A 25557-nucleotide genomic window follows, 5' to 3' on the forward strand; every position below is an offset into this window, starting at 1 on the left:
TTCGATGCTATCGAGCTAGATTCATCCCATGCCGTTCTTAGCCCCGTTTCGTCGAACCCGCTGGGTTGCCGCGGTGGTCCTGAGCGTGGCGTTTTTCTGTCTCGCGCTGGCCGGCGGCCCGGTCGGCGCCGAGCCGCCGCTGCGGATGGGGCCGTATGTCGTCGACTCGGCGCAGGTGCTCGATCAAGGTCAACTCGATCGGGTGTCGGCGGCAGTTGACGATCTCTACGCCGATCAACAGATGCGGCTCTGGGTTGTCTATGTGCGAGATTTCAACGGGATGAGTCCGCAGCAGTGGGCCGATCGCACCGCGACCATGTCCGGACTCGGTCGTCGTGATCTTTTGCTCGCCGTCGCCACCGAGGATCGCTCCTATTGGTTCGACGGCGAGTTGCCCAAGAATGTCAGCGATTCCGAGTTGGACACCGTGTTGACCCACGATGTGGAGCCCGCGCTGCGGGACGGCCGGTGGGCCGATGCCGGGGTCGCCACGGCCGATGGGTTGGATTCGGCGATGCGTGGTGGTGGGGTCAGCGGATGGACGCTGGTGGTCGTCGCCGCGCTGATCGTGCTGGGTGTCGTTGGTCTGGTGCTGTATTCACGCAGGCGGCGCGCTGATCGACGGCGCGCCGAGCTGGCGGCGGCGCGACGGCTGGATCCGGACAATTCCACCGCGCTCGCGGCGCTGTCACTGGACGCATTGCAGGCTCGTTCGAAGGAGGTGCTGGTCGAGATCGACAATGCCGTGCGGACCAGTGCCGAGGAGTTGGCGTTGGCGACCGGTGAATTCGGCGATACCGCGGTCACCCCATTCGGAACAGCGTTGGCGAATGCGAAATCAGCTGCCGCCAAGGCATTCTCGATCAGGCAGCAGCTCGATGACGATATTCCCGAGACACCCGATCAGCAGCGCACCATGTTGGTCGATCTGATCGGCACGGTCGGGCGGGCCGATCGGGAACTCGACGCTCAGGTGGCCGAATTCGATGCGATGCGCGATCTGCTCATCAATGCGTCCGCTCGATTGGACGGGCTGACACGGGATTTGGTCGAGTCGACCGGGCGTATACCGGCTTCGGAGACCGAACTCACCCGGCTCACGACCGCGTATCCGGCCAGTGTGCTCGCGCCGGTTCGAGACAACGTGACCATGGCGCGCGAGCGAATCACCTTCGCGGAGGCGAATATCGACGCGGGACGTGCCGCTCTCACCCAGCCGGTTGGCAAGCAGGGTGGTGCGGTCGCCGCTATCCGTGCCGCGGAAGGGGCGGTGGGACAGGCTCGTACGCTGCTCGATGCCGTCGACAACGCGGCGGCGAATATCCAGCAGGCGACCGACGGGCTGCCCGCCGTACTCGCCGAACTGCGCTCGGATATCGCGACCGCGAAGGCGCTGTCGGGCTACGGCGGTGTCGACCTGCAGGCCGCCGTCATTGCCGCGGAGACGGCGCTGACCACCGCGGCCGCCACCGTGACCAGCGATCCATTGGACGCCTTCCACAACGCCATCGCGGCCGATAACGCACTGGATCTTGCCAATGCCGCAGCCACCGACCGCAAACTGGCCGCCGAGGATCTACAGCGCCGACTCGACCGAGCGCTCACCGATGCCCGCGCCAGGATCGGCGCGGCATCCGACTACATCGGTACCCGCCGCGGCGGCATCGACGCACAGGCCCGCACCCGCTTGTCCGAGGCCCAGCGCAATCTCGACGCGGCACAACAGCTTTCCACGACCGATCCGGCTCAGGCCCTGATCAGCGCGCAGACCGCCGCCGACCTGGGTGGGCGCGCACTGCAGCAGGCCCAAGCCAGTGTGCGGGCCTGGGAGAACAGCCAGCCGCCATCGGGCACAGCACAGGCGGGTGCGGTACTCGGCGGAATTCTGATCGAGGGGCTGCTGCGCGGCGCGGGCAGCGCCACCCGCCAACGCTCCGGCGGCTACACCCCCGGCTCATACGGCGGTTCCAGCGGATCCCGACGCATCGGCCGGGGCGGTCGGTTCTGAGGTCGACACCGCGGAACTGCGCGCTCTGCGCCGCACGGAGCTGGAGCGGCGGATCAGCGGCGTTCGCGCCCGGGACGAGGGAACCATGGCAGTATCCAGGAACCCATCCACACCTGACGCAGCAGTCAGATTTTGATCGTGACGGTGTGGAAGCCGGTCGGTCCGGACGGGAAGGGTGCGCGCGGGGTGCCGTCCTGGATCTCGCCGGAGCGGCTGATGGCGCGGGCCTGGATGGTGTGCTCACCCGGGGTCAGGTCGACGGTGGTGCGCCAACGGCGCCAAGCGGCAGGAGCGAGTTCGGTGCCGAGATCCACTCGGCGCCATTCGCCGCCGCCGATGCGGATCTCGACGGACTCGACGCCGTGCGGCGGCGCCCACGCGACTCCGGCGATGCTGGTGGCGCCCGCGGCCGCACGGCCAGGGGCGGTGACGTCGACGCGGGCCTGCGGTGTCACCCAGATCGGTTCCGACGGCCAACCGCGCTTCCACCAGTAGTCGACGTGGCTGTCGTCGGTGAGTTCCAGTTCGGCGAGCCATTTCGCGCCGGTGTACTGGCCGTAGAGGCCGGGCACGAAAACGCGGGCCGGGAATCCGTGTTCCGGGGCGAGCGGTTCGCCGTTCACGCCGATCACCAGATATCCGGGCCACGCGCCGGAGCGCAGCGGCTGCACCGGCAGCGAAATGGTGTAGCCGTCGACGGCCCTGGTAACCAACCGGGTCGCACCGGTTTCGGGGATGGCGTGCTCGAGCACCTTGGCGAGCGGAACCCCATACCAGCGGCCGTTCCCCGCGCGACGCTCACCGGGCCGATTGTGCACACACACCATGACCGCGTCGAATTCCACCGCATCCGTGGCCAATTCGGCCAGCGACAGGCGCAGCGGATGCGCGACCTTACCGGTGACCGACAACCGCCAGCGGGTCGGATCGATTCGCGGCGGATTCAGATTGACATCGGCGACATAGAAACTCCGCTTCCCGGTGATCAGCGACGGCAGGCCGGGCTCGTCCTCCAATCCATCCCGCGGCACCATCGAGATCCCACCCAGCGGGCCGACCCGACGGATCGCATCACGCTGTCTGCGGTCGTAATCACCGATAAGCGCCCGTGCCCCGACCAACAGTCCGGCACCGGCCCCCGCCCACAGCAGCGCGCCGAACAGCCCATGCGGCCGCCGAGGCAGCCCGAGGCCGAGCACACCCGCGGCAGCGATTGCACCGGCGACGGTGGCCGGTGATCGGGTCGGTCGCCGCAGCCCCAAAGCGGCTGCGGCGGTGCCGAAGGCGGCGACGGCGGGTGTACGCGCTCGATCGGACAGCGCCCCGAGCCCGACCGTCGCGGCGACCGCACCGGCACCCACGCCCAGACGTGTTGCGGCCTTGTCGTGCTTACCGGATAGGGCGACGGTCGTCTCGACCACCGGCACCGGCGCGGTGTCGGCCATGGCCCGGCCGATCGCGTCGATCAGTGAATCGCCGCGCGAGGCCGCGATCAACTCACCGACGCCGAGTGCCCCGACACCGATCGCGGCGGCGCCCAGCCCGCCTCCGCGCCGTCGGTCTCCGTTGGTCCGCACCGTTCGAACACCCGCTTTCCTCGATCACAGCCGTGCAAATCAGCATTCGCTACGAACCTACCGACCCGACCGCCCTTTTCCCACGCCCAGCGCCCTCACTCCTGCAGCGCCTCGGTGAACCGGGCCAACAACTCTCGCAACTGTTCGCGCTCTTTCGCGCTGAAGGCGGCGGCCACGCGCCGCTCGATGGCGGCGGCCTTGGCATCGGCCTTGGCGAAGGCCTTGCGACCGGCGGGGGTCAGGCGGGTTTCGAGCACACCGCGATGCCAGGGATGCGGTGTGCGCTCCACGAAACCGCGCTCCTGCAGGTTCTTCAGGACCACCGTCATCGCCTGCGGTGTCACCAGACATTCGCGGGCAAGGGCGGCGGCGGAGATGCCCGGATTCTCCGACAGCGCGTAGAGCGCCGCGTACTGCGGCACCGTAAGCGGTTTGACCGCCTCATGTTTGACCGCCATCAGCTCCTGCTCGGCGCGCTTGAGGTCCAGACCGAGGCGCTGGTCCGCGGGCAATTTCATAAGTGTCAAAGATAGCTGACCTATCAAAGCCTTGATAGTCTTTGGGGCATGGACAACCCCGTAATCCCCGAGAGCCACGCCGATTTGCTGTCGCGGCCGCTGTTCGCCCATCTCGCCACGCTCAACCCGGACGGCACTCCGCAGGTGACGCCGGTGTGGCAGGTTTGGGATGGCGGGCACCTGCGCTTCACCACCACGATCGATCGGCGCAAGGCCGTCAATACCAAACAGAATCCCGAAGTCGCGGTGAGCATCAACGATCCGGAGAAGCCCTACCGCTACCTCGAGGTCCGCGGCGTCATCGAGGCCATCGAACCCGATCCGAACGGCGACTTCTTCGATGTGCTCGCGCGCCGCTACGACCTGCCGTATCAGCGCCCGGTCGCCGACCATCAGCGCCGGGTCGTGCTGGTCATGCGCCCGACGCACGCCACCTACCAATAGTGGACCGCGCGTTCAGGAGTTGACGGCCTCCTCCGCGAGGGCCGTCAACTCGTTGCGCACCGCCTGGACGAGATGGTCGGCACAGCCGCCGAGCACACCGACGGTCAATCGGCCTTCGAAGGTGTAGACCAGGAAGGTGATTGCCGCCGAGGCGCCCGCGGAAGGACGCGGATGGGCGGAGACATAGACGATCTCGTAGTCGGTGAGCGCGATATTCGCGGGGATGCGGAAGGCGGGCACGGCACCGGTATTCGTCACCGCGACGTGCCCGGCCAGGGAGTGGATCCGGGTGGGGCCGAAGTAATCCGGGAAGTGCAGCACCGACTGCCCGACGACGCCCTCGGCGAGATCATGTCGCAATCGAGTCGAAATGCGTTGGGCCAGTTCGAGGATGTCCGCGGAAAGGTCGACCTCCGCGGCGAACGAGGCAAGGCCCGCCATATTGGTGCCCTCGGCGCGCGCGACGGGCGGTTCCAGACGGGTACGCATGTCCACCGGATACAGGCAGCCGAGGGGTACCGGATCGCCGGTGGCCCTGGCCCTTTCCGAGGCGAAGGCGCGCAGCAGCGCGGCGGTGACCAGCCCGTTGACCGTCACCCCCGGGTAGCGGCCGCGACCGATGATGCGGGCGCTCGCCTCCTCGTCCAAGATGATGCGTTGCGGCCGGACCAGCGCGGCGGGTGCGGGGATGGCGGGTGCGGGTGGAATGACCACGGGTTGCAGCGGCTTGATGACATCCTCGAAACCGGAGACCGAATGGCGAACGATCCCGCGCGCCGATACATGCCATTCCAGCGACTGTGGATAGTCGTGCGGCACAACGGTTGTCGTACCGGATTCGATGTAATCGGTGTAGAAGTCCCATAGTCGCGACAGCAGTTCGACGCAGTGGCCCGCGTCGGCGATGCTGTGGTGGGCGAAAAGGGTGACGCGCGCGCGGCCCCGCTCGGAGCGCACGACATCCAGATAGGCCAGCTGTCCGGCCGGATCGATCGGTTCCGGAATGCGGACGGGATCGGGATCACCGAGACTCGACGTCATGCCGAGCAGCGGGGCATCGCCGCGACGCAGCAGATAGCCGCGGCCGGTAGCGTCCTCACCGATCCGGCAGGTCACCACCGGATAGGCACGCTGCAGTGCGGTGAAGGCCGCGCCCAAGGCATGCGTATCGAGAGCACCGACGACCGTGACGGATCGTCCGGTGTAGGTCCCCGCGCGCACGAAACGTTGTTCCGAGGCACCCAACACCCGCACCAAATCCTCCTCATCCCACAACACATCGCTCAGCGTGCGGCAACTACAGACGGGACGCAAACCCGCCAGGGGTTGGCAGCCGGCAGAGCCGGCGGGGTGGGTAAATGCAGCCACTCCGACTGAGAGAGACTGCCCACATGAGTCCCGCGGCACACATCAGTCTGACGGCGCAGCTGGAGGAGATCGGTTTTCCGCTGGTGGTACGCCAACTGGCGCATCCGACCGTGGCGGGCATCGCCAAAGGCGATCTGCCCGAACCGGTCTTCCGGTCCTGGCTCGAACAGGACTATCTTTTCCTGCTGGACTATGTGCGGGTCTTCGCCCGGCTCGCCTGGCAGGCGCCCGCGTCACATCTCGGCGATCTGGTGGATCTCGCGCACGCGACCTATCACGAGGAGCTGTCCCTGCATCGGTCGCTGGCCGCCGAATTCGGCGCGGATCTCGATGGTGCGACGAAGGGTGCGCCGTGCGCGGCCTACACCGCGTTCCTGCTCGAGTCCGCCGCGTCCTATGCCGACGGACTGGCGGCGCTGTACCCGTGCATGTGGGGGTATTCGACCCTGGGCGCGATCCTGGCCGAGAATCCGCCGTCGGAACCGCGCTACCGGCGCTGGGTCGACACCTACGCCGATCCCGGATTCGTGGCGCTCACCCGCCGCTGCGGGCAGATGATCGATGAGGCGGGTGGCGATCCGGCGCGTGCGGAAGAGCTCTTCCGCCAGGGCATGCGCCACGAATACGAGTTCTGGGATGTGCCCGGCTAGGGGCGCAGCACGATCTTGCCGCGCGTGTGGCGCTGCTCCAGTTCGCGATAGGCATCCTGGACCTTGTCCAGCGGATAGACGCCCGCGATGGGCACCTCCACCGTGCCCGCGGCGGCCAGATCGGCGAGTTCGGCGAGCACATCGATGGTGCCCGCGGCGGCATTGCCGTCGGCCTTCACGCCATATTTCTCGGCGGCCTCGAAGTTGATGATCGTATCGATGCGTTCGACCGCAATGCCGAGTTCGATTGCGATATCGACATATTCGGCACCAAAGGTGTCGATGAACGCATCCGCACCCGCGGGGGCGGCCGCCCGGATCCGGTCGATCAGACCCGCCCCATAGGCCACCGGTACCACCCCGAACTTGCGCAGCCAATCGTGATTCGCCTCGCTCGCGATACCGAGAACCGTTGCGTCCCTCGCGCGCAGGAGCTGTACGGCGATCGAGCCGACACCACCCGCGGCACCCGAAACCGCGACCGTATCGCCAGCTTGCGGATCGACCGCCCGCACGGCGGCGAAAGCTGTTGTCCCGGCCACATACAACGATCCCGCGACATCCCAATCCAGTTTCGCGGGCTTGAGCGTCACCTGCTCGGCGGGCACGACCACATGGGTGGCATGACTGGCCCGCTCATCGGTGAATCCGAGCACCTCGGCGCCGACCTCGAGCCCGCCGACGCCGGATCCGAGCTCGACGATGCGACCCGCGAAATCGGACCCCTCACCCGACGGAAATGTCGCGGGCCACCGCTCGTGCAGCGCGCCCGAACGGATCAACGCCTCCCCCGGATTGATACCGGCCGCGACGACCTCGACGACGACCCGACCGGGTCCCGCCTTGGGCGTCGGCGCCTCGACCACCTTCAGTTCTTCGATTCCGCCATAACGATCGAACTTCACAGCTCTTGCCATGTCCGGCTCCCGCCTACTCGGTGACATACGGCACATCGCCCCTCAACCGAGTAACCCCGCCGGATATTTCCATGCCCGGTGATTCTCGAGACGCACTGCCACGGACGCCCACCAGCCCCTAAGCTGACACCCGTGGGTGAGGAAAGGCTGCGGGCATCGGACGCAGACCGCGACAAAATCGCCGAACAATTACGGGTGGCGATGAACGACGGCCGGTTGTCGCTGCACGAATACGACGATCGACTCAAACAGGTATACGCCGCCAAGACCTATGGCGAGCTGACTCCGCTCCTGTCGGATCTGCCCGTACCGCGCAAAGCGGTCCCGGCGGTCCGACGGGTGCCGCAGTGGGTCGTCATCATGTGGATTCCGTGGGCCGCGGTGAACGCACTGTGCCTCACGATCTGGGTGGCGACCGGCGCCGGATACTTCTGGCCGTTCTGGGTCGCGGTGCCCTGGGGCTGCGCGCTGCTGATCCCGAGCGCGATCGGGCTGCTCCTGCAGTCGAACCAGAAACCGGACAGACGCTGAATTCACCTGCGGCGCAGGCGATCCGGGAGCATTGACCGACGAGCGATGCCCTACCGCGGCGCGGCAGGGCATCGCTCGTCATCGAATTCAGGCGCCGATGAGATGCTGCGCCAAGTAGCCCTCGACCTTGTCCAGCGCGATCCGCTCCTGCGCCATGGAATCGCGCTCGCGAACGGTGACCGCCTGGTCTTCGAGGGTTTCGAAGTCGACGGTGATACAGAACGGCGTACCGATTTCGTCCTGGCGCCGGTAGCGGCGGCCGATGGCACCGGCATCGTCGAATTCCACATTCCAGTTCTTGCGCAGCTGTGCGGCAAGATCTTTCGCCTTCGGCGTCAGATCCGCATTGCGCGACAGCGGCAGCACCGCCGCCTTGACCGGTGCGAGCCTGCGGTCCAGCCGCAGACTGATCCGCTCCTCCATCACGCCCTTGGCATTGGGCGCCTGGTCGACGGTGTACGCATCGACCAGGAACGCCATCAGCGAGCGGGTCAGCCCGGCTGCGGGCTCGATGACATACGGGATGTAGCGCTCATTGGTGGTCTGGTCGAAGTAGCTCAGGTCGTTGCCGGAATGCTCCGAATGGGTCTTCAGGTCGAAGTCGGTGCGGTTGGCGATGCCCTCCAGCTCACCCCACTCATTACCCTGGAAGCCGAAGCGGTACTCGATATCGGTGGTGCCCGCCGAGTAGTGCGACAGCTTGTCCTTCGGATGATCGAAGAGCCGCAGGTTCTCCGGGTCGATGCCGAGGTCGGTGTACCAGGCGAGCCGAGTGTCGATCCAGTACTTGTACCACTCCGCGTCCTCACCCGGCTTGACGAAGAACTCCATCTCCATCTGCTCGAACTCACGGGTACGGAAGATGAAGTTGCCGGGGGTGATCTCGTTGCGGAAGCTCTTGCCGATCTGCGCGATGCCGAACGGCGGCTTCTTGCGCGCGGTGGTCATCACATTGGCGAAGTTGACGAAGATGCCCTGCGCGGTCTCCGGGCGCAGGTAGTGCAGACCCTCTTCGGACTCGACAGGGCCGAGGTAGGTCTTGAGCATCATGTTGAAGTCGCGCGGTTCGGTCCAGCGACCGACGGTGCCACAGTCCGGGCACGCCACCAGTTCCATCGAGACCGAATCCGGGTCGTCGATCTTGTGCTTGAGCGCGTATGCCTCCTGCAGGTGGTCCTGCCGGTGCCGGTGGTGACAGTTCAGGCATTCGACCAGCGGATCGTTGAAGACACCGACGTGGCCGGATGCGACCCACACCTGACGCGGCAGAATCACCGACGAGTCGAGGCCGACCACATCCTCGCGACTGGTGACCGTGGAGCGCCACCACTGCTTCTTGATGTTCTCCTTGAGCTCGACACCCAGCGGACCGTAGTCCCACGCCGATTTGGTGCCGCCGTAGATCTCACCACACGGGTACACCAGACCCCGGCGCTTGGCGAGGTTGGCAACGGTGTCCACCTTCGACTTGGGTGCCACTCGAGAATTCTCCATCCACTGCGAGTCGGATTCGATTGCGCCGAGTCGCTCGACTCGGCTGAAGATTGCCCTCCAGCCTATCGGCACCGGCCAACCGGTTTTGCACCGCACACACCTAGTAGTCGGCGCGCTCGTTTGACATGCGCAACTGTGCATATCAAAATGGAATCGCTTTCCAATAAGGAGTTGGTTCGATGACGGCCGAGACCGCTACCGCCCATCCGCACAACCCGTACCGATCACCCGCGCCGGTGCCGGTGCCGACGCGGAGCGTCCTGGAGGACGCGGGCGAGCTACTGCGCGCCCTCGCCGCCCCGGTGCGCATCGCCATTGTGCTGCAATTGCGTGAATCGCCGCGTTGTGTGCACGAATTGGTCGATGTGCTCGGCGTCACCCAACCGCTGGTCAGCCAGCATCTGCGGATTCTCAAGTCCGCGGGCGTGGTGCACGGGGAACGCTCGGGCCGCGAAGTGCTGTACGAACTCGTCGACGACCACCTGGCGCATATCGTGGTCGATGCCGTGGCCCATGCCGAGGAAGGGTGATCGTGCCGGATAAGACGGCCTTGCCGGAGAAACCGGTTGGCATTCGCAGCACCCGGCAGCGTAGTGCGATCGCCGCGCTGCTCGGTGATATCGACGAGTTCCGCTCCGCACAGGAGTTGCACGACGAATTGCGCCGCCGCGGCGAGGGCATCGGACTGACCACCGTCTACCGCACGCTGCAGTCGCTGGCCGATGCCGGACTCGTCGATGTATTGCGCACCGACACCGGGGAGTCCGTCTATCGACAGTGCTCCACCGGACACCACCACCATCTGGTCTGCCGCCACTGCGGACGTACCGTCGAGGTCGAGGGACCAACGGTCGAGGCATGGGCCGAAACCATCGCGGGCGAACACGGATTCACCGAGGTCAGCCACACCATGGAGATCTTCGGTACCTGCTGCGAATGCGCCAAGGCAGACCGCTCCGAAATATGATGGCGGCCAGTTAGTTAACGGCGCTGGCACCGAGGAAGATTTCACTGCGAATCACCTGACGTCCGGACGTTCCGGGCGGCGCGCACTGAGATCGAAATCTTCTGGGAGGCAGCGTGCGATCGACCATTTTCGCGGCGGACAGACGCCGGAAAATCACTACAATCGGAGCGGCCGTACTCATCGGCAGTTCCGCCCTGCTCATGACGGCGTGCGATGACAAGGACAGCAAGTCGGGTCCGACGACGACAGCGTCCGCGCAGAGCACCATCGGCCAGGGGCAACCGGGGGCGAAAAGCGGCCAATCGACCATCCGTACCATCGGCAAGACCGGGTGGTACGAGGGTTTCGATATCACGGTGGACAAGGCGACCGTGGTGCCCGACGAATACGGCGGCGCCAAGGTGCTGATCGACATCACCTACAAGAACACCACCCCCGACAACAAGACCATCAGCAATAACACCTACCTGCAGGTCGACAAGGAGGTCGATGCCGGGGCGAGCTTCGACTCACCGACCGTGCCCGGAAAGGGTTCGGCCACCGGCAAAGTCAGCACCTCGGTCAAGACGCTGCACGATGCCGAGCATCTGCTCGACACCATTACCGTGATCTACGGACAAGCGTCGGATAATCAGACCAAGATTCCGCTGAAGGCCTCGGCGCAGGTCGAGGGTGTCGCGCCGAAGACGCTGACTGTCACCGGCAAACTGGTGCAGGATCAGACGACGATCGAAATCACCGGTGGCACACTGACTCCCAGTTACACCAAGAACGAGCGCGACAAAATGGATCTCTCGTTGCACGTCAAAATCATTGGTGGACCCGGGATATCCGCGGGCGGACTGAATGTCTTCTACGACTACTTCACCGTGAAAACCCCGGACGGCCAAACGACTCCCGCCGATGTCCGCGGGCCGATCAACGAGCTGCTGAACACCAACGAAACCATCGACAACGCGAAGAATTACGTCATTTTCGTGGTTCCGTCCCCGGCCACCGGCACCTACGTGGTGACCTACGACGCGAACAGGGGTGAGGGGGCCGCCCCGAACTTCGCCTTCACCATCTCCTGAGAGCCCCAGCGGGCCACCATCATTCGGATGGCCGAGCGATGGTGGCCCAGTGGTCTCGCCGTATCGGATCCGCGCCCTCGCCGCGCCGCTCACCGGTGTCGACGTCGAGGCGATTCGGCGGCTGGCGCACGAGTATGCGGCAGTGCTGTGTACCCGATCAGGGTGTTTCACCGTTTCGGCGCGGCGACGCGCCTCGTGGCCTCCTCGCCGGCGCCGTGGCCGCGGGCCGCCACTGAGTGGCGGCCCGCGGTCGATTTTCGGAGCGGTATGGATCAGACGGCGACCGGGTCGCCCGAGCGGACCGGGGTGGAATCTGTCGCCGGACGCCGTCCGCGGAGTGCGCCGAGGCCGAGCAGGATCAGCGCGGCCAGAGCCCAGATGACCAGGACCACAAGGGGTTTGGTAGCAGCGGCACCGTCGAAGAAGGCGACCGAGCGCAGCAGTGACGCGGCGGCACCCGGTGGCAGCAGTTGGCCGACGGCACCCCACGGCTGCGGCAGGAGCTCCGGGGCCGAGGTCGCGGCCGAGAATGGGTTGCCGACCAGCAGCATGGTCAGCGCGGCGATGCCGATGCCCGCGCGGCCGATCGCACCGGACAGGCCGACGACCGCACCGGAGACCGCGAACGACACCAGACCGGCGACGGCGGCCAGCGTCAGATAGGGACCAGGGACCACCGACATCCAGGTCTGAATGATCACGATGCTCGACAGCCCACCCGCGATGCCGAAGGTGATCAGACCGATCGCCTTACCACCGACCGACGGAATCAACAGGCTGAGCACGACACCCGCCGCGATACCCGACATGACCAGCGGCAATACCATCGCGCCGAAGGCGGTGCCGCGCGGATCGTCCGGATCGGCGGCCACCACATCCTCGACCGGCGCGCCGGGCGCGCCGGACAGCTGCTGGGCGATCGCGGTGAGCTGTTGTGCCACAACGGGACTCGCACCGGAGGCGACCAACACACGCGGTGCGCCGGCACCGGTGATGATGGCGCCGTAGACGTCCCGGTTCTCGATCGCATCGCGCGCCGCCGCTTCGTCGGCGGGATTGCTGATATCGAAGGCATCCGGATCGTGCTGGGTCAGTTTGTCGGCGACCGCGGCGGCCTGTGGGCCGCTGACGGCGATGGGCAGATCGCGCGGCGCGATATGGGCCGCAGGCCAGGCGAAGGCGATCAGCATCAACGCCTGGAGCAGGGCCGCTGCGACGCCGACCCCGACTGCCCGCTGGGTCGTATTCATGACGTTCTCCCATAAATCGAATGATCGTTCTCTTTCGATAGAGATACGGTCGCACGGCCCATTCAGGTTGTCAAGAACGAGCATTCGTTTTACTTTGGAACCATGCCGAGAGTCAGTGCAGAACACCTGGAACGTCGCAGGCAGCAGATCCTCGACGCGGCGCAGCTCTGTTTTGCCCGCAAGGGTTTCTACGAGACCTCGATGCAGGACATCTTCACCGAATCGGACCTGTCCGCCGGGGCGGTCTACCGGTACTTCAAGAGCAAGAACGACATCATCGCCGCCCTGGCCACCGAGTCGACGGTCGAACTACGCGCCACCATGGCCGAGGCAATCCGGTCCGATCCACTGCCTACCCCGGCCCAGCTCGTCCGGGTCATCGCCGAGTACATAGTCGAGCGCAGCGGCCCGGATGGTCCGGTCCGGCTCGCACCACAGGCATGGGCGCTGGCGCTGGTGCACGAGGAGGCGGCCGAATACATCAAGGACGCCGTGCGCGCGATGCGCGAACGCTGGTACGAATACGTCGAGCGCATGGTGGAGGTCGGCTGGCTGCCGCCTGATACCGATGTCCATGCGGTCGCGATGGCGCTCATCGGCCTGGTGCCGGGATTCATGTTGCAGCACTTGATCGTCAGCGACGTGGACCCGGAAGCCCTGGCTCGTGGCGTAGCGACCCTGCTCCCCTACGGCCCACCCGGCGCGCACCCGAACAACGCGTAGTCGGAGATTGCACTCCGCCCGTTCGGCGCTGGCCTCGAATCCGCGAGGCACCGGTCCGAGGCGAGCGTCACATACCCAGTGCCTATCTCGCACAAGCTGCAAGCTGCAACCTGTGTGAGGCAGAGGCTGGTTGCGCTCCGACGGCCGCCCGGAGTGCGTCACCGCACGCTGGCGAGCTCAGGCGCACGGCGACCTCGGCACAGATTCAGTCCGAGCGAGGCGGGGTCACACACCCAGTCGCTCCCTCACGCAAGCTGCAAGCTGCAACCTCTGCGATGCAAGCGCTGATTATGTGACAAACGCACTCCGACTGCCGCGCCGCACGCTCAAAGCCAGACAGCGGCACAACGGCACAACGGCACAACGGCACGGACAACCTCGGCGCAGGTTCAGCCCGATCCGAGGCAGGGCCACATATCAAGTCGCTTCCTCGCGCAAGTTGCGGCTTGTGCGAGGCGGCGCACATTGTGCGGCAGTGCAATCCGACGGCTGCGCCAGTGCTCAAAGCCAGCCGAGGCGTTCGGCGGTGCGGACGGCTTCGGCGCGGGTGCTGGTTCCGGTTTTGCCGATGGCGGACGACAGGTGGTTGCGGACTGTGCCTTCGGACAGATGTAGCTGTTTGGCGATGGCGCCTGCGGTGGCACCGTCGGCTGCGGCGGCTAGGACCTCGCGTTCGCGGGCGGTCAGTGGCGAGGTGCCGACGGTCAGGGTTTCGGTGGCGAGGGCGGGATCGACAACACGTAGGCCCAGGTGAACTCGGCGCACCGCATCGGCGAGCTCGCGGGCCGGGGTGTCCTTCACGACGAATCCGCTCGCGCCCGCGTCGATTGCGCGCCGCAGATATCCGGGACGGCCGAAGGTCGTGACCATGAGGATGCGGACATCCGGATGGGCGGCGTGCAGTCGTGCCGCGACGGCGATGCCATCCATGCCCGGCATTTCCACATCCAGCAGCACCACATCGGGAGTGGTGCGTGCGACCGCATCCAGGACTTCGTCACCGCGACCCACCTCCGCGACAACTTCCAGATCGGATTCCAGACCGAGCAGTGCGGCGAGCGCACCGCGGACGAGTGCTTGGTCGTCGGCGAGCAGAAGGCGAATCATACGACCTGGCCCTTCGATGACGGGAGTGGATCCGAGGATGCGGGTTCGACCGAATCGGGGCGGAGAAGCCCGAAATGTACACGCCCAGAACCATTTCACTCGGGCACCGCTGCACGCACACGAACACCTCCCTCGGACGACGACAGCGTCAATGTTCCCCCGGCGGCCCGCACCCGTTCGCGCAGGCCGGACAGTCCGGATCCGGATTCGACGGTCCCCAGCCCGCGACCGTCGTCGACCACCTCGATACTCGTCTCGGTCACCGTGACCGTGCAGTGTCGGGCGGCACTGTGTCGGATCACGTTGGTGACGGCCTCGCGCAGCACCCAACCGAACAACTCACTGTGGCGGGTATCGGGCACGGCATCCGGCAGTACGGTGTCGATATCGGCGGCCGCCAACGCGGTCCGCGCATTGGCCAATTCACCGCGCAGCGATACCTCGCGCAGACCGCCGACGGTATCCCGGACCCCGGCCAGCGCCTCCCGCGCCAGCCGCTCGACATCGGCCATCTCGGCCCTGGCCCGCACCAGATCCACATCGATAAGACGTTGCGCAAGTTCGGTTTTCACCGTGATCACGGTCAGCGAATGGCCGAGGATATCGTGCACGTCGCGCGCCACCCGGTTGCGCTCCTCGACGATCGCGAGTTCGGACTGCTGCCGGCGAGTCAGCTCGGCCAACTGCTCGCCGCGCAGGCCGAGCTGCCTGGCCACCCAGATCAGGGCGGGTACGAAGGAGACGTAAAACGGCATCCCGGACAGGCTCGGCAGCACCACCGGTACGAGCAGCATCGCGAGTGTCACCGTGCACGCGACGTAGCCGGATTCGCGTGCGGGCATATGGAAGATCGCGATCACGCCGATGAAGATCGGCGTCGCCAGCGCGATCGGCCCGAGCAATGCCATCAACCCCGCGCTGCACACCGCCATTCCGGCGAGCGCGGCCCACATACGCCGGTCGATCGGGGGCTCCACCAAGCGGCTGGTGCCGTCGGTCCGCCGGAAAACGATGAAGGAACCGAAGATCAGCGCCGCGTAGGCGAGCAATGCGGCGGTCGCCACACTCGCCGTCGGCTGATCCGCACGCCGCCAACTCTGGATGATCGGTCCGATCATGAACGACAGCCAGATGACCGACATGAACCCGCCGAACCATCCGCGCCGCCGCCCGTTCACCCCGATTCGACCGTCCCGGACCAGCCGATCGAGCAATTCGGATGCCGTAGCACCCCGCAGCGCGGACTTCACACCCATCGGCACTCCCACACCGACGACGCACACACCGAAACCCGGCCCCGGATGCGCGCGAAGTGCTCGACCACAGGGGTCGACGCTACCGAACGGGCCGCCATCGGCGCTCCCGGCAGCCTCTCGATCACTCGCACGACCTGACCGAGCACCCGCGCTCCCCCGCCGCGCACCGCCTGACCAACCCACACCGCACCACCAAACAACCGCACACCCCGACCACACACCACCTGACCAACCCACACCGCACCACCGAACAACCGCACACCCCCACCACACACCACCTGACCAACCCACACCGCACCACCGAACAACCGCACACCCCCACCACACACCACCTGACCAACCCACACCGCACCACCAAACAACCGCACACCCCCACCTCGCATCATCTGGGCACGCCCCACCACAGCACCAGCGCATCCTCAACACACAACGTCCGGCCAACCCACGCGGCATCACCGCGCCTCTGCGCCCCCTCACCACGCACTACATGGCCAACCCAGGCGGCATCACCGCCCGCCCGCACGGGTAGGCGGCCGGTGCCGGATGGTTCAGCGTGCGGTGTCACGGCGGAACAGGATGGCCGCGCCGCCGACGAAGATCGTGGCCCAGACAACGACATTGAGGACGGCCAGTGCGATCGAACCTGCGCTGGTGTCGCCGAAGGGCATGCGGGCCAGGGTGGCGACGCCATTGGTCGGGAAGATCTTGGAGACCGTTTCGAACCAACCGTGCAGCGGCATGAACAGCCCGCCCGCGAAGGACAGGCCCGCAAGGGCCGGACCGAGCAGCTGCATGACATTCTCCGAGGGCAGCAGGTAGCCGACGAACAGGCCGAAGGCGGCGAACACCAGCGAGCAGACCCACGCGAGCAGGAAGCAGCTCACCCAGGCGGTGACCGTCAGGTGGGCGCCGAAGATTCCGCCGACGACGAAGACCGCGGTGACCGAAACCAGGCCGAGCACCATTGCGACGGCGACCTTGGTGGCGATATAGGCGACGGGGCGCAATGGGGTGAGCCGCAATTGCCGGCTCCAGCCCTGCGCACGTTCGATCGCGACCATCGCGCCGCCGCTGGTGGTGGCCAACATCGCGCCGTACACCGCCATCGACACCATCACGTAGCCGGTGACATTGCCCGAGCCGAAAGACTGTGTCCGGAAATCGGATTGCAGCCCGAAGATGACGAAGAACAGTGGCGGCATGACCAGCGTGAAGATCATGGTGCGCCGATTGCGCAGCATGCGGCGCAGTTCCAGGCGCAGGAAGCCGAGGCTGAAGCCGCCGAGCGGAACTCGCGCCGAAACAGCTTGCGGGGCAAGTGTGGTCATATCAGTTGTCTCCGGTGGTGAGCGCCAGGAACGCGGACTCGAGATTGTGCGAGGTGATTTCGAGATCGACCGCAGCGGTTTCGGTGAGCAGATAGCGGGCCACCGCGTCGGAATCCTTGGTGTGCACGATGATTCGGTCACCGCGCAGTTCGACATCGTCGATGCCGGGGGCCGTGAGCAGCCGGGTCGGATCGGCACCGGGCAGGGTTGCGCTGACGGCGCGTCCCGTGGCCAGGTTCTTGATCTCGGCGGCACTGCCGTCGGCGACCACCCGGCCCGCGCGCACCAGCACGATCCGGTCGGCGTAGGCGTCGGCCTCGTCGAGGTAGTGGGTGGCGAAGACAACGGTGCGGCCGCGATCGGAATCCTCGCGCATCGCATTCCAGAACTCCCGGCGCCCTTCCACATCCATGCCGGTGGTCGGCTCGTCGAGCACGATGAGGTCCGGATTCGGCAGCAGCGCGAGCGCGAACCGCAGCCGCTGCTTCTGCCCGCCCGAACATTTGCCGACCAGCCGACCGCCGATATCGGCGATACCGGCGCGGGCGAGTACCGCATCGACCGGACGCGGATGCGCGTGCAGCGTGGCCACCAGCTGCACGGTCTCGGCGACGGTCAGCTCGGGCAGCAGCCCGCCGGATTGCAGTACCGCCGAAACACGCCCTGCCACAAGCGCTTCCGCCGGTGTGCCGCCGAAAACCCGGACGCTGCCGGAGTCCGGCGTCGCCAACCCGAGCAACATATCGATGGTGGTTGTTTTGCCCGCGCCATTGGGGCCGAGGAAGGCCACGATCTCGCCTGGCGCGACCACCAGGTCGAGTCCGTCGACGGCATGCACCTCGCCGCCGCCCGGGAGTCGGAAGCTCTTGTGCAGACCGCGCAGTTCGATCGCGGACGATGCCCGGTGCCTGCCCGAGCCGCCTGCCGCGGCGAAGATGGCCGTGGATGTCAGTGCCGATGTCATGACTCAACGGTCGCCCGAACCGGGGTCGGGCACCTCGCCTGAGTGTCACGAAGCTGCCATGACATCTGTCATGCGGTCAGCGGTTCAGGGCAGCAGTCCCTGCCTCGCCTTACCCGCACCGGAGAGCACCAGCAGCAGCATGGTGGCCAGCGCCTGATCGTCCAGACCGGCGGCCGGGAAGGTGTAGCGCAACATGACGTCGGCCTGATTGCCGCGGCTGATCAGCGTGATCGATCCGAACTGAATTGCGCTGTTGCGCTCGGCGACTCGCTTGTGCAGCTGCGGCTTGAGCGGGCGGTCCCAGGCCAGCACGCAGGTCAGCGTCAGCACGTCCAGGCCGGGTGCCAGCGTCACAGCGCGCAATGAGCACAGCGCGCCCTCGTATTCGAAGCCGATCGAGCCCTCCGGGTCGACGCGCACATCGACGTCGTAGAGCGATAGGCAGGCGCCGGCGCGGGCCTGTAGCTCTTGTTCGGGGGTCACTGCTGCGTCCATATCGGTGCCGCCGTTCATTTGCTGCCGCCGTTCACTTGGTCCCCCCGAAGCGACGGTCACGCGAAGCGTACTGGAGACAGGCCTCCCACAAGTTGCGCCTGTCGAAATCGGGAAACAGCGTGTCCTGGTAGACGTATTCGGCGTAGGCGGACTGCCAGATGAGGAAGTTCGAACTGCGGAATTCGCCGGAGGGGCGCAGGAACAGATCGACGTCCGGCATATCCGGCTCGTCCAGGTACGCGGCGACCGTCGCCTCGGTCACCCGCTCCGGGTCGATTTCGCCCGCGGCCACACGACGCGCGATTTCCCTTGCCGCATCGGCGATTTCGGCGCGACCACCGTAGTTGACGCACATGGTGAGGGTCATCACCGTGTTGTCTTTGGTCATTTCCTGCGCGATCTCCAGTTCCTTGATCACGCTGCGCCACAGGCGCGGGCGCCGCCCCGCCCAACGCACCCGCACCCCCATCTCGTGCATCTCGTCGCGACGGCGGCGGATGACATCCCGATTGAACCCCATGAGGAAGCGCACCTCCTCCGGACTGCGCCGCCAGTTCTCGGTGGAGAAGGCGTAGGCCGAGAGCCACTTCACGCCGATCTCGATACAACCCTCGACGGTGTCCATCAACACCGCCTCACCACGCTCGTGTCCCGCGGTGCGCGGCAGCCCGCGCTCCTGCGCCCAGCGCCCATTGCCATCCATCACCAGCGCCACATGATTGGGCACAAACTCCGGCGGCAATTCCGGCGGCGTCGCCCCCGACGGATGCGGCGACGGCGGACGGACGGTGCGTTCGGCACCCGACCGTGCGCTGGTCGAGCTGGTCGGCGCGGCGGAGTCTCGACGGAGGATCACGGCACCTATCCTGCCTGATGGTTGTGGAGGGATTGTGCGGACCACCCGATGCACTGGACAGGTTGGTCCGACCACCCCATTCAACACCGAAATCCGCGCCGATCCCGCGTGAGTAGCAAGAGAATGAGCGCTCCCGCGCAGTCGGCGCTGTTCAGCCCGCCTGCCCCGCGGTAGCCGGCTCCACGCTGGTCGAGCGCGACCGCTCGACCAGCGGCAGAGTGCGCAGCTGACGTTCCAGATGCCACTGCAGGTGTGCCGCGACCAGGCCGCTGGCCTGTCTGCGGATCTGCTCGGGCACCTGCTCGACGTAGTCCCACTCGCCCTTCAGCAGTGCGATCAACAGATCCAGCACGCCCGGGGCCGGAGTGGCCGAACCCGGCGGGCGGCAATGCACGCAGACAGCGCCACCGGCGGCGACATGGAAGGCGCGATGCGGGCCGGGTGTCGCACAGCGCGCGCATTCGTCCAGTGCGGGAGCCCAACCGGCAAAACCCATGGCGCGCAACAGGTATGCGTCGAGGATCAGCTCGTGCGGGCGCTGTTTGGCGGCGATCGCCCGCAGCGCGCTCGCGGTCAACGCATGCAGCTTCGGTGCGGGCGCGCGCTCCTCACCGGCCAGCCGCTCCGCGGTCTCCAGCACCGCGCAGGCCGTGGTGTAGCGGCCGTAGTCGTCGACGATATCGGCGGCGAATGCCTCCATGGTGTGCACCTGGGTGACCGTGTCGAGATTGCGGCCCGGATGCAGCTGCACATCCACATACGCGAACGGCTCCAGCCGCGCCCCGAACCGCGATTTGGTCCGCCGCACCCCCTTGGCCACCGCCCGCACCAACCCGTGCTGCCGCGTCAACAACGTGACAATGCGATCCGCCTCCCCCAGCTTGTGCTGGCGAACCACAACCGCCTCATCCCGATACAACCGCACCCCGTCATCCTCCCACGAACCCCCGGCCCCGCACCCCAGGCGCGGCCATCGGCACATATCGCCCTGCAGCACCGGCCCGGTTGCCGCGTACTTGCCGGCACGAGCATGGCTGGGAAATCGCGCGCCGACAATAGCGTCTACTCTCGACTGTCTGGCCTGGCTAATCAACTAGTGTGGGACTACCCGCTCGCGGGCGAGGGTTGGAATGCAAGCAAGTACACCGTTTGCCAGTCGGGTGGTCACAGGACGGCACAATGGATGACATGTCAGTGGGTGGCGGGGACGCCACGTGGGGGCCAGAGCAGGCGTTCGGACGCTATCGGCTGCTGTCGCTGCTGGGTCAGGGCGGCATGGGCCAGGTGTGGCGGGCGCATGATTCGCTGACCAATCGGGTGGTGGCGCTCAAGCTGTTGCCCGAGCGCTTCGCCGATGACGAGCAGCTGCGCGAGCGGTTCCGCCGGGAGTGCCGGGCGGTGGCGCAATTGACCGAGCCGCATGTGATCCCCATCCACGACTTCGGCGACATCGACGGTCGGCTCTATCTGAATATGCGCTTGATCGAGGGCACCGACCTGCGCAAGGTGATCACGCGAGAAGGAGCCTTGTCGCCGCGGCGGGCAGTGGCGATCGTCGCGCAGGTGGCCGGCGCGCTGCAGGCGGCCCACGACGTCGGGCTGGTCCACCGCGATGTGAAACCCACCAACATCCTGCTGGGGGCCGATGAGTTCGCCTACCTGATCGACTTCGGGATCGCCCACGCCGCCGACGACCGCACGCTGACCACGACCGGCGAGACCATCGGCACCGTCGCCTACATGGCACCGGAGGAGATCGGCGCGGAGGTCAAGGCCGATGCCCGAGTGGACGTGTACGCGTTGACGTGCGTGCTGCATGAGTGCCTGACCGGACGGCCGCCGTTTGCGAGCACATTGGGGATGCAGGGTGTGATCGCCCATCACCTGCATACCCCGCCCCCGCGTCCCAGCACCGCTACACCCGATGTACCGGCCGCTTTCGATGCGGTCATCGCCAAGGGAATGGCCAAAAACCCCGACCATCGTTACCAGACCGTGCGCGAGCTGGCCGCGGCGGCCAGCGCCGCGGTGGGCGATTCCGCGGTCGGCGCCACCGGGGGCGTGGCTGCGCGCCATGGGCGGCGAATCAGATTGTCACCCAAGACCGCCGGGCTGCTCGTCGCTGCGGTCGCGGTTGCGGTGGTGGCCGCCGTTGCTGTCGTTCTCGGTGTCCAACGGGAATCAGGCGGCGGTGGCAACTCGCCCACACCCGCCTCCCCGGCCTACTCGTCACAGACTCCGCTGCCGTTCACCGGCGTCAGCCTGCCCACCGGTGTGGCGGTCGACCCAGCGGGCAACGTATACATCACCGACATGGGTGACGATCGGGTACTGAAATTGGCGGCCGGCGCGTCGACGCCGACCCCGCTGCCGTTCACCGGCCTGAAGAATCCCCAGGATGTGGCGGTCGACCCGGCGGGCAACGTATACGTCAGCGACACGAGCAACGATCGGGTACTGAAATTGGCGGCCGGCGCGTCGACGCCGACCCCGCTGCCGTTCACCGGCCTGAAGGATCCCCACGGTGTGGCGGTCGACAGCGCGGGCGACGTATACGTCGCCGACCGGGGTAATGATCGGGTGGTGCGGTTGGCGGCGGGCGCGGCGACGCCGACGACACTGCCGTTGACGGGGCTCCAAGGTCCCGATGGCGTGGCGGTCGACCCGGCGGGCAACGTATACGTCACCGAATTGGGTACCGAGCAGGTGAAGATGTTGGCGGCGGGCGCACCGGCACCGACCATGTTCCCGTTCACCGGGCTCAAGGATCCCCAGGGCTTGGCGGTCGACACGGCGGGAAATGTCTACGTCGTCGACTGGGGTAACAAATGGGTGGTGATGTTGGCGGCGGGCGCGTCGACGCCGACCCCGCTGCCGTTCACCGGCCTGAAGAATCCCCAGGGTGTGGCGGTCGACTCGGCGGGCGACGTGTACATCACCGACCTCGGCCCCGATCCGGTGGTGAAACTCCCGACCCGCTGACCCCCGTTCCGCGTAATTCGGGGGTTCCGCAGATCCTGTATGCAGGCGTCGTACGGACCGAGTACTCGACAAGCCATCGGTCATCCGATTCGTCGTTGTGACAGAACATGTCTCGGTCATGGATCCAGCTGGAGGGAAACGTGCGTGAAGATCGAGTTCCGTTCGATATGACGGCCTACCGAGAGCGGGTGCGATCGGGCGGCTGCTTCATCTGTGACCTGGTCGCGGGTGCACCCGGTTCGGCGCATGAGGTCGTCTTCGATGACGGCACGCACATCGCATTTCTCGGGAGATATCCGACGATGTACGGCCACGTACTGGTGGCTCCGAAGACGCATATCGAGCATGTGGTTCGGGATTTCGAGCCCGACGCGTACCTGCGATTGCAGGCGTTGATTCATCGGGTCGCGCGGGCGGTAGAAGCCGTGGTGCCCGCCGAGCGCACTTATCTGCTCTCGCTCGGTAGCCAGCAGGGGAATGCGCATGTGCACTGGCACGTGCAGCCACTCACGCCCGGCACGCCGTATGAGCATCAGCAGTTTCATGCGTTGATGGCGGAGCACGGGGTGATTCCGTGGTCGGATGCGGAGGCCGCAGAGTTGGGCGAGCGGTTGCGGAGGGAACTCGGTTCGCCGAACGTAGATCCGCGGCTATGATCTGCTGATGCGCGGAATTCGGTTCTGCTCAGTGGTTTTGGCGGCGGTCGCGGCTGCCGGGGTCGCGGGGTGTGCGAAGCAGCCGAGTTCGCCTGCGGCGGATGAGACGGCGTTCGTTTCGGTGACGGAACTGGATCCGACGATCGTTGTCGATGCGCGGTACTTCGGGGAGCACAATTTCATCGGTGGACGGATCAACGGGTATGAAGCGCCGAAGTGCTTGTTGACGAAGCAGGCCGCCGCGGCGGTGGTGGAAGTACAGCGGGAACTGCGGCCCATGGGCCTGGGGCTGAAAACCTACGACTGCTACCGGCCGCAGCGGGCGGTGGACCAATTCGTCAGTTGGGCAAAGGATCTCGGCGACACCAAGATGCGGGCCGAGTTCTATCCGACGGTGGACAAAGCGAATCTGTTCCGGGACGGGTACATCGCGGAGAAGTCCGGTCACAGCCGGGGCAGCACCCTGGATCTCACGATCGTCGCGCTACCGCCCACCGATCAGGAGCAGTATCACCCCGGTGATCCGCTGCGCGCCTGCACACTCCCCACCGACCAGCGCTTCCGGGACAACAGCCTGGACTTCGGCACGGGCTACGACTGCTTCGATCCACTCGCGCATACGGCCGATCCAGCGCCGAGCGGTAATCAGCGCGCACTCCGGGAGCTGTTGGTGACCCTCATGGATGAGCACGGTTTCAAAAACCTCGCCGAGGAGTGGTGGCACTTCACCTTGAAAGACGAGCCGTTCCCGACCACATACTTCGACTTCCCGATCAAATAACGCCCCATGCCCGATCCCGCATAACCAGTGCCCTCCGCACACAATGCACTAGCTCTGCGACACACATCAGGTGCGGAGGATGCCGCCGATGAGCAGCAGCAGGGACTGTTGGGCCTGGGCCTGTGCGGCTGCTTTGTCCGTGGCGTGGGCGACGATCAGGCCCGCTTCGGCGACGGCGCTGAAGATGAGCTGGGCCAGGACCGGAATCGGGGCATCGGCGATCAGTCCGGCGTCGCGGGCGCGTTCCAACTCGGCGATGACCAACCCGAGCCCATGGCGCGCCTCGAATTCGCGAAAGGCCTGCCAGCCGAGAACGGCGGGCGCGTCGTAGAGGGTGATGCGGATCATCTCGGGGCGCTGGCAGATCTCCAAGAAGACGTTCAGCCCGATGGCCATCGAGGTGAGAATGTCATCGGGATCCCCTGCGCCGATGGCGTTTTCGATTTCCTGGGTGCTCTCGACCTCTAGTTGTTCGAGCACGGCGAGAAACAGCCCGCGCTTATCGCCGTAGTGGTGGTGCAGGGCGCCGCGGGTGACGCCCGCCTCGGTCACGAGTTCCTCGGCCGAGGTCGCCGCGAAACCGCGCTCGGCGAACAACCGGCGACCGGCCTGCTCGAGCGCGGCTCGGGTGGCACGGGAGCGATCCTCCTGACTACGGCGTTGCATGCAGCCGAGTGAACTCCAGAATCGTTTCGGAGAGCAACTCGGGCTGATCTTCGGAGAGGAACGTGTAGGAGTCGTCGATGAATTTCACAGTGGCGTTGGGCAGGTCGGCGGCCAGGCGTTCGGCGAACGAGACCGGGAAGATCTTGTCCTCGCGCGCCCAGACGATCAGCACCGGAATCCGCACCGACGGGAATCGGGTGGCGGCGTCGAGCGTGTAGCGGCGATGCACGGTCTTCAGGAACCGGCGCAGATCCTTGCGGATCGCCGCCGAATTCCGGCTCGGCAGCAGATAGGAGTCGGCGATCTCCGGCGGGACCGGACGCTTGGTCACCCAGCCGAAGGCGATCGGCAGCCGGTGCAGCGCACGAATGCGCATCAACTCGGTCAGCGGCCGCAGCGAGCCGGGAACCCGCGCCAGCACCGGCAGCGCCGCGAAGGCAGGCGGGAAGAACGCCTCGTAGGCGTCGCACGATGTCAAGACGACGCGGCCGATCCGCTCCGGCCGACGGGTCAGCAACAACTGGGTGATCGCGCCGCCGGTGTCGTTGGCGACCACGGTGACGTCGGTGAGGTCGAGCCGCTCCAGGAAGTCTGCGATCAGATCGGCGACCCCGGTGGGCGTGAGATCCGCTGCGGGGACCGGAATTTCGTGTGAGCCGAGCGGCAGGTCCGGACTGAGGCAGCGATAACCCGCCGCCGCGACGGTGGGGACGACATTGCGCCAGAGATCGGAGTTGACGAGCAGGCCGTGCACGAAAACGACCGGCGCACCCTCCCCCGTGTCGTGATATCGAATGCGGCCGCCGGGGAGATCCACCTCATGCGTGCGGCCGAGTGACGTACTGATTCCCATGGTTCCTCCATGTGCTCGCAGTGCGTGTCCACCATTACATACATACGGTATGTATGTCTATAGTCCGAGCCTCCTACCTCGGGTGGAGATTCG

At 66.3% G+C, this 25557-nt stretch carries 26 protein-coding genes; 11 read left to right on the plus strand and 15 right to left on the minus strand.

All coding sequences use genetic code 11. From position 1 onward, the window contains the following. Nucleotides 1–28: 28 nt before the first annotated feature. Entirely contained in the window at nt 29–2008 is a 1980-nt protein-coding gene (locus tag AB0L58_RS10910; RefSeq protein WP_364384658.1) for a TPM domain-containing protein, read from the plus strand. 125 nt (nt 2009–2133) lie between these two features. Here the strand turns inward: AB0L58_RS10910 and AB0L58_RS10915 are convergent, their stop codons facing one another. After that, a complete protein-coding gene (locus AB0L58_RS10915; protein WP_364384661.1) occupies nt 2134–3585 on the minus strand; it encodes a molybdopterin-dependent oxidoreductase in 1452 nt (483 codons plus the stop codon). Between the two features lie 95 nt (nt 3586–3680). Continuing rightward, entirely contained in the window at nt 3681–4103 is a 423-nt protein-coding gene (locus AB0L58_RS10920; RefSeq protein WP_364384664.1) for a MarR family transcriptional regulator, read from the minus strand. Between the two features lie 48 nt (nt 4104–4151). Here AB0L58_RS10920 and AB0L58_RS10925 point away from each other — a divergent pair, with 48 nt between their 5' ends. After that, nucleotides 4152–4547 carry a PPOX class F420-dependent oxidoreductase gene (locus AB0L58_RS10925; RefSeq protein WP_364384667.1) on the plus strand — a complete coding sequence of 132 codons (396 nt, stop codon included), beginning with the start codon at nt 4152–4154 and terminating at the stop codon, nt 4545–4547. A gap of 12 nt (nt 4548–4559) precedes the next feature. Here the strand turns inward: AB0L58_RS10925 and AB0L58_RS10930 are convergent, their stop codons facing one another. Beyond that, nucleotides 4560–5825, minus strand: a complete 1266-nt coding sequence (locus tag AB0L58_RS10930) for an acyltransferase (protein ID WP_364384670.1) — start codon at nt 5823–5825, stop codon at nt 4560–4562. A 113-nt stretch (nt 5826–5938) separates the two neighbouring features. Here AB0L58_RS10930 and AB0L58_RS10935 point away from each other — a divergent pair, with 113 nt between their 5' ends. Further along, nucleotides 5939–6565 carry a transcriptional regulator gene (locus AB0L58_RS10935; RefSeq protein WP_364384673.1) on the plus strand — a complete coding sequence of 209 codons (627 nt, stop codon included), beginning with the start codon at nt 5939–5941 and terminating at the stop codon, nt 6563–6565. Here the strand turns inward: AB0L58_RS10935 and AB0L58_RS10940 are convergent. Then, nucleotides 6562–7482, minus strand: a complete 921-nt coding sequence (locus tag AB0L58_RS10940) for an NADP-dependent oxidoreductase (protein ID WP_364384676.1) — start codon at nt 7480–7482, stop codon at nt 6562–6564. The two genes, AB0L58_RS10935 and AB0L58_RS10940, sit on opposite strands and share 4 nt — an antisense overlap. Nucleotides 7483–7614: 132 nt before the next feature. Here AB0L58_RS10940 and AB0L58_RS10945 point away from each other — a divergent pair, with 132 nt between their 5' ends. After that, a complete protein-coding gene (locus tag AB0L58_RS10945; RefSeq protein WP_364384679.1) occupies nt 7615–8013 on the plus strand; it encodes a DUF1707 domain-containing protein in 399 nt (132 codons plus the stop codon). An 87-nt stretch (nt 8014–8100) separates the two neighbouring features. Here AB0L58_RS10945 and AB0L58_RS10950 read toward each other — a convergent pair whose 3' ends face one another. Further along, complete coding sequence (locus AB0L58_RS10950; protein WP_364384681.1) at nt 8101–9492, minus strand: glycine--tRNA ligase; 1392 nt, start codon at nt 9490–9492, stop codon at nt 8101–8103. A gap of 194 nt (nt 9493–9686) precedes the next feature. Here AB0L58_RS10950 and AB0L58_RS10955 point away from each other — a divergent pair, with 194 nt between their 5' ends. The 3 genes from AB0L58_RS10955 (at nt 9687) to AB0L58_RS10965 (ending at nt 11547) form a co-directional block, all read left to right on the plus strand. After that, nucleotides 9687–10037 carry a metalloregulator ArsR/SmtB family transcription factor gene (locus AB0L58_RS10955; protein ID WP_062991218.1) on the plus strand — a complete coding sequence of 117 codons (351 nt, stop codon included), beginning with the start codon at nt 9687–9689 and terminating at the stop codon, nt 10035–10037. Nucleotides 10038–10039: 2 nt separating this feature from the next. Beyond that, the gene (locus tag AB0L58_RS10960; RefSeq protein WP_364384684.1) at nt 10040–10474 is read left to right on the plus strand and encodes a Fur family transcriptional regulator; all 435 of its coding nucleotides are present in this window, start codon (nt 10040–10042) and stop codon (nt 10472–10474) included. 200 nt (nt 10475–10674) lie between these two features. Then, nucleotides 10675–11547: a hypothetical protein gene (locus AB0L58_RS10965; RefSeq protein WP_364384687.1), complete on the plus strand. Its 873-nt coding sequence runs from the start codon at nt 10675–10677 to the stop codon at nt 11545–11547. Nucleotides 11548–11819: 272 nt separating this feature from the next. Here the strand turns inward: AB0L58_RS10965 and AB0L58_RS10970 are convergent, their stop codons facing one another. Beyond that, the gene (locus tag AB0L58_RS10970) at nt 11820–12797 is read right to left on the minus strand and encodes a hypothetical protein (protein ID WP_364384690.1); all 978 of its coding nucleotides are present in this window, start codon (nt 12795–12797) and stop codon (nt 11820–11822) included. A gap of 102 nt (nt 12798–12899) precedes the next feature. Here AB0L58_RS10970 and AB0L58_RS10975 point away from each other — a divergent pair, with 102 nt between their 5' ends. Further along, the gene (locus AB0L58_RS10975) at nt 12900–13520 is read left to right on the plus strand and encodes a TetR/AcrR family transcriptional regulator (RefSeq protein WP_364384693.1); all 621 of its coding nucleotides are present in this window, start codon (nt 12900–12902) and stop codon (nt 13518–13520) included. Nucleotides 13521–14021: 501 nt separating this feature from the next. Here the strand turns inward: AB0L58_RS10975 and AB0L58_RS10980 are convergent. The 7 genes from AB0L58_RS10980 to recO form a co-directional block, all read right to left on the minus strand. After that, complete coding sequence (locus AB0L58_RS10980; RefSeq protein ID WP_364384695.1) at nt 14022–14627, minus strand: response regulator transcription factor; 606 nt, start codon at nt 14625–14627, stop codon at nt 14022–14024. Nucleotides 14628–14722: 95 nt separating this feature from the next. After that, nucleotides 14723–15883, minus strand: a complete 1161-nt coding sequence (locus AB0L58_RS10985; protein WP_364384698.1) for a sensor histidine kinase — start codon at nt 15881–15883, stop codon at nt 14723–14725. A 548-nt stretch (nt 15884–16431) separates the two neighbouring features. Next, a complete protein-coding gene (locus tag AB0L58_RS10990; protein ID WP_364384701.1) occupies nt 16432–17211 on the minus strand; it encodes an ABC transporter permease in 780 nt (259 codons plus the stop codon). A 1-nt stretch (nt 17212) separates the two neighbouring features. After that, nucleotides 17213–18175, minus strand: coding sequence for an ABC transporter ATP-binding protein (locus tag AB0L58_RS10995; protein ID WP_364384704.1), 963 nt, complete (start codon nt 18173–18175; stop codon nt 17213–17215). An 84-nt stretch (nt 18176–18259) separates the two neighbouring features. Continuing rightward, a complete protein-coding gene (locus AB0L58_RS11000; protein WP_364384707.1) occupies nt 18260–18670 on the minus strand; it encodes a hypothetical protein in 411 nt (136 codons plus the stop codon). Nucleotides 18671–18701: 31 nt separating this feature from the next. After that, on the minus strand, nt 18702–19523 hold the full coding sequence (locus tag AB0L58_RS11005) for an isoprenyl transferase (protein WP_364385613.1): 822 nt from the start codon (nt 19521–19523) through the stop codon (nt 18702–18704). Between the two features lie 154 nt (nt 19524–19677). Beyond that, nucleotides 19678–20451: a DNA repair protein RecO gene (gene recO / locus AB0L58_RS11010; protein WP_364384709.1), complete on the minus strand. Its 774-nt coding sequence runs from the start codon at nt 20449–20451 to the stop codon at nt 19678–19680. Nucleotides 20452–20705: 254 nt separating this feature from the next. Here recO and AB0L58_RS11015 point away from each other — a divergent pair, with 254 nt between their 5' ends. The 3 genes from AB0L58_RS11015 (at nt 20706) to AB0L58_RS11025 (ending at nt 23945) form a co-directional block, all read left to right on the plus strand. Beyond that, nucleotides 20706–22508, plus strand: coding sequence for a serine/threonine-protein kinase PknD (locus AB0L58_RS11015; RefSeq protein WP_364384712.1), 1803 nt, complete (start codon nt 20706–20708; stop codon nt 22506–22508). Nucleotides 22509–22648: 140 nt separating this feature from the next. Beyond that, on the plus strand, nt 22649–23164 hold the full coding sequence (locus tag AB0L58_RS11020) for an HIT family protein (RefSeq protein WP_364384714.1): 516 nt from the start codon (nt 22649–22651) through the stop codon (nt 23162–23164). A 7-nt stretch (nt 23165–23171) separates the two neighbouring features. Next, nucleotides 23172–23945, plus strand: a complete 774-nt coding sequence (locus tag AB0L58_RS11025) for a M15 family metallopeptidase (RefSeq protein ID WP_364384717.1) — start codon at nt 23172–23174, stop codon at nt 23943–23945. Nucleotides 23946–24011: 66 nt separating this feature from the next. Here the strand turns inward: AB0L58_RS11025 and AB0L58_RS11030 are convergent, their stop codons facing one another. Both AB0L58_RS11030 and AB0L58_RS11035 read right to left on the minus strand, forming a co-directional pair. After that, nucleotides 24012–24611, minus strand: a complete 600-nt coding sequence (locus AB0L58_RS11030; RefSeq protein WP_364384719.1) for a TetR/AcrR family transcriptional regulator — start codon at nt 24609–24611, stop codon at nt 24012–24014. Further along, complete coding sequence (locus tag AB0L58_RS11035) at nt 24598–25464, minus strand: alpha/beta hydrolase (protein WP_364384722.1); 867 nt, start codon at nt 25462–25464, stop codon at nt 24598–24600. Before AB0L58_RS11035 ends, AB0L58_RS11030 begins: the two co-directional genes overlap by 14 nt. Nucleotides 25465–25557: the final 93 nt, after the last annotated feature.

Origin of the sequence: Nocardia sp. NPDC052112, from assembly GCF_040680135.1 — a bacterium.
GTDB lineage: Bacteria > Actinomycetota > Actinomycetes > Mycobacteriales > Mycobacteriaceae > Nocardia.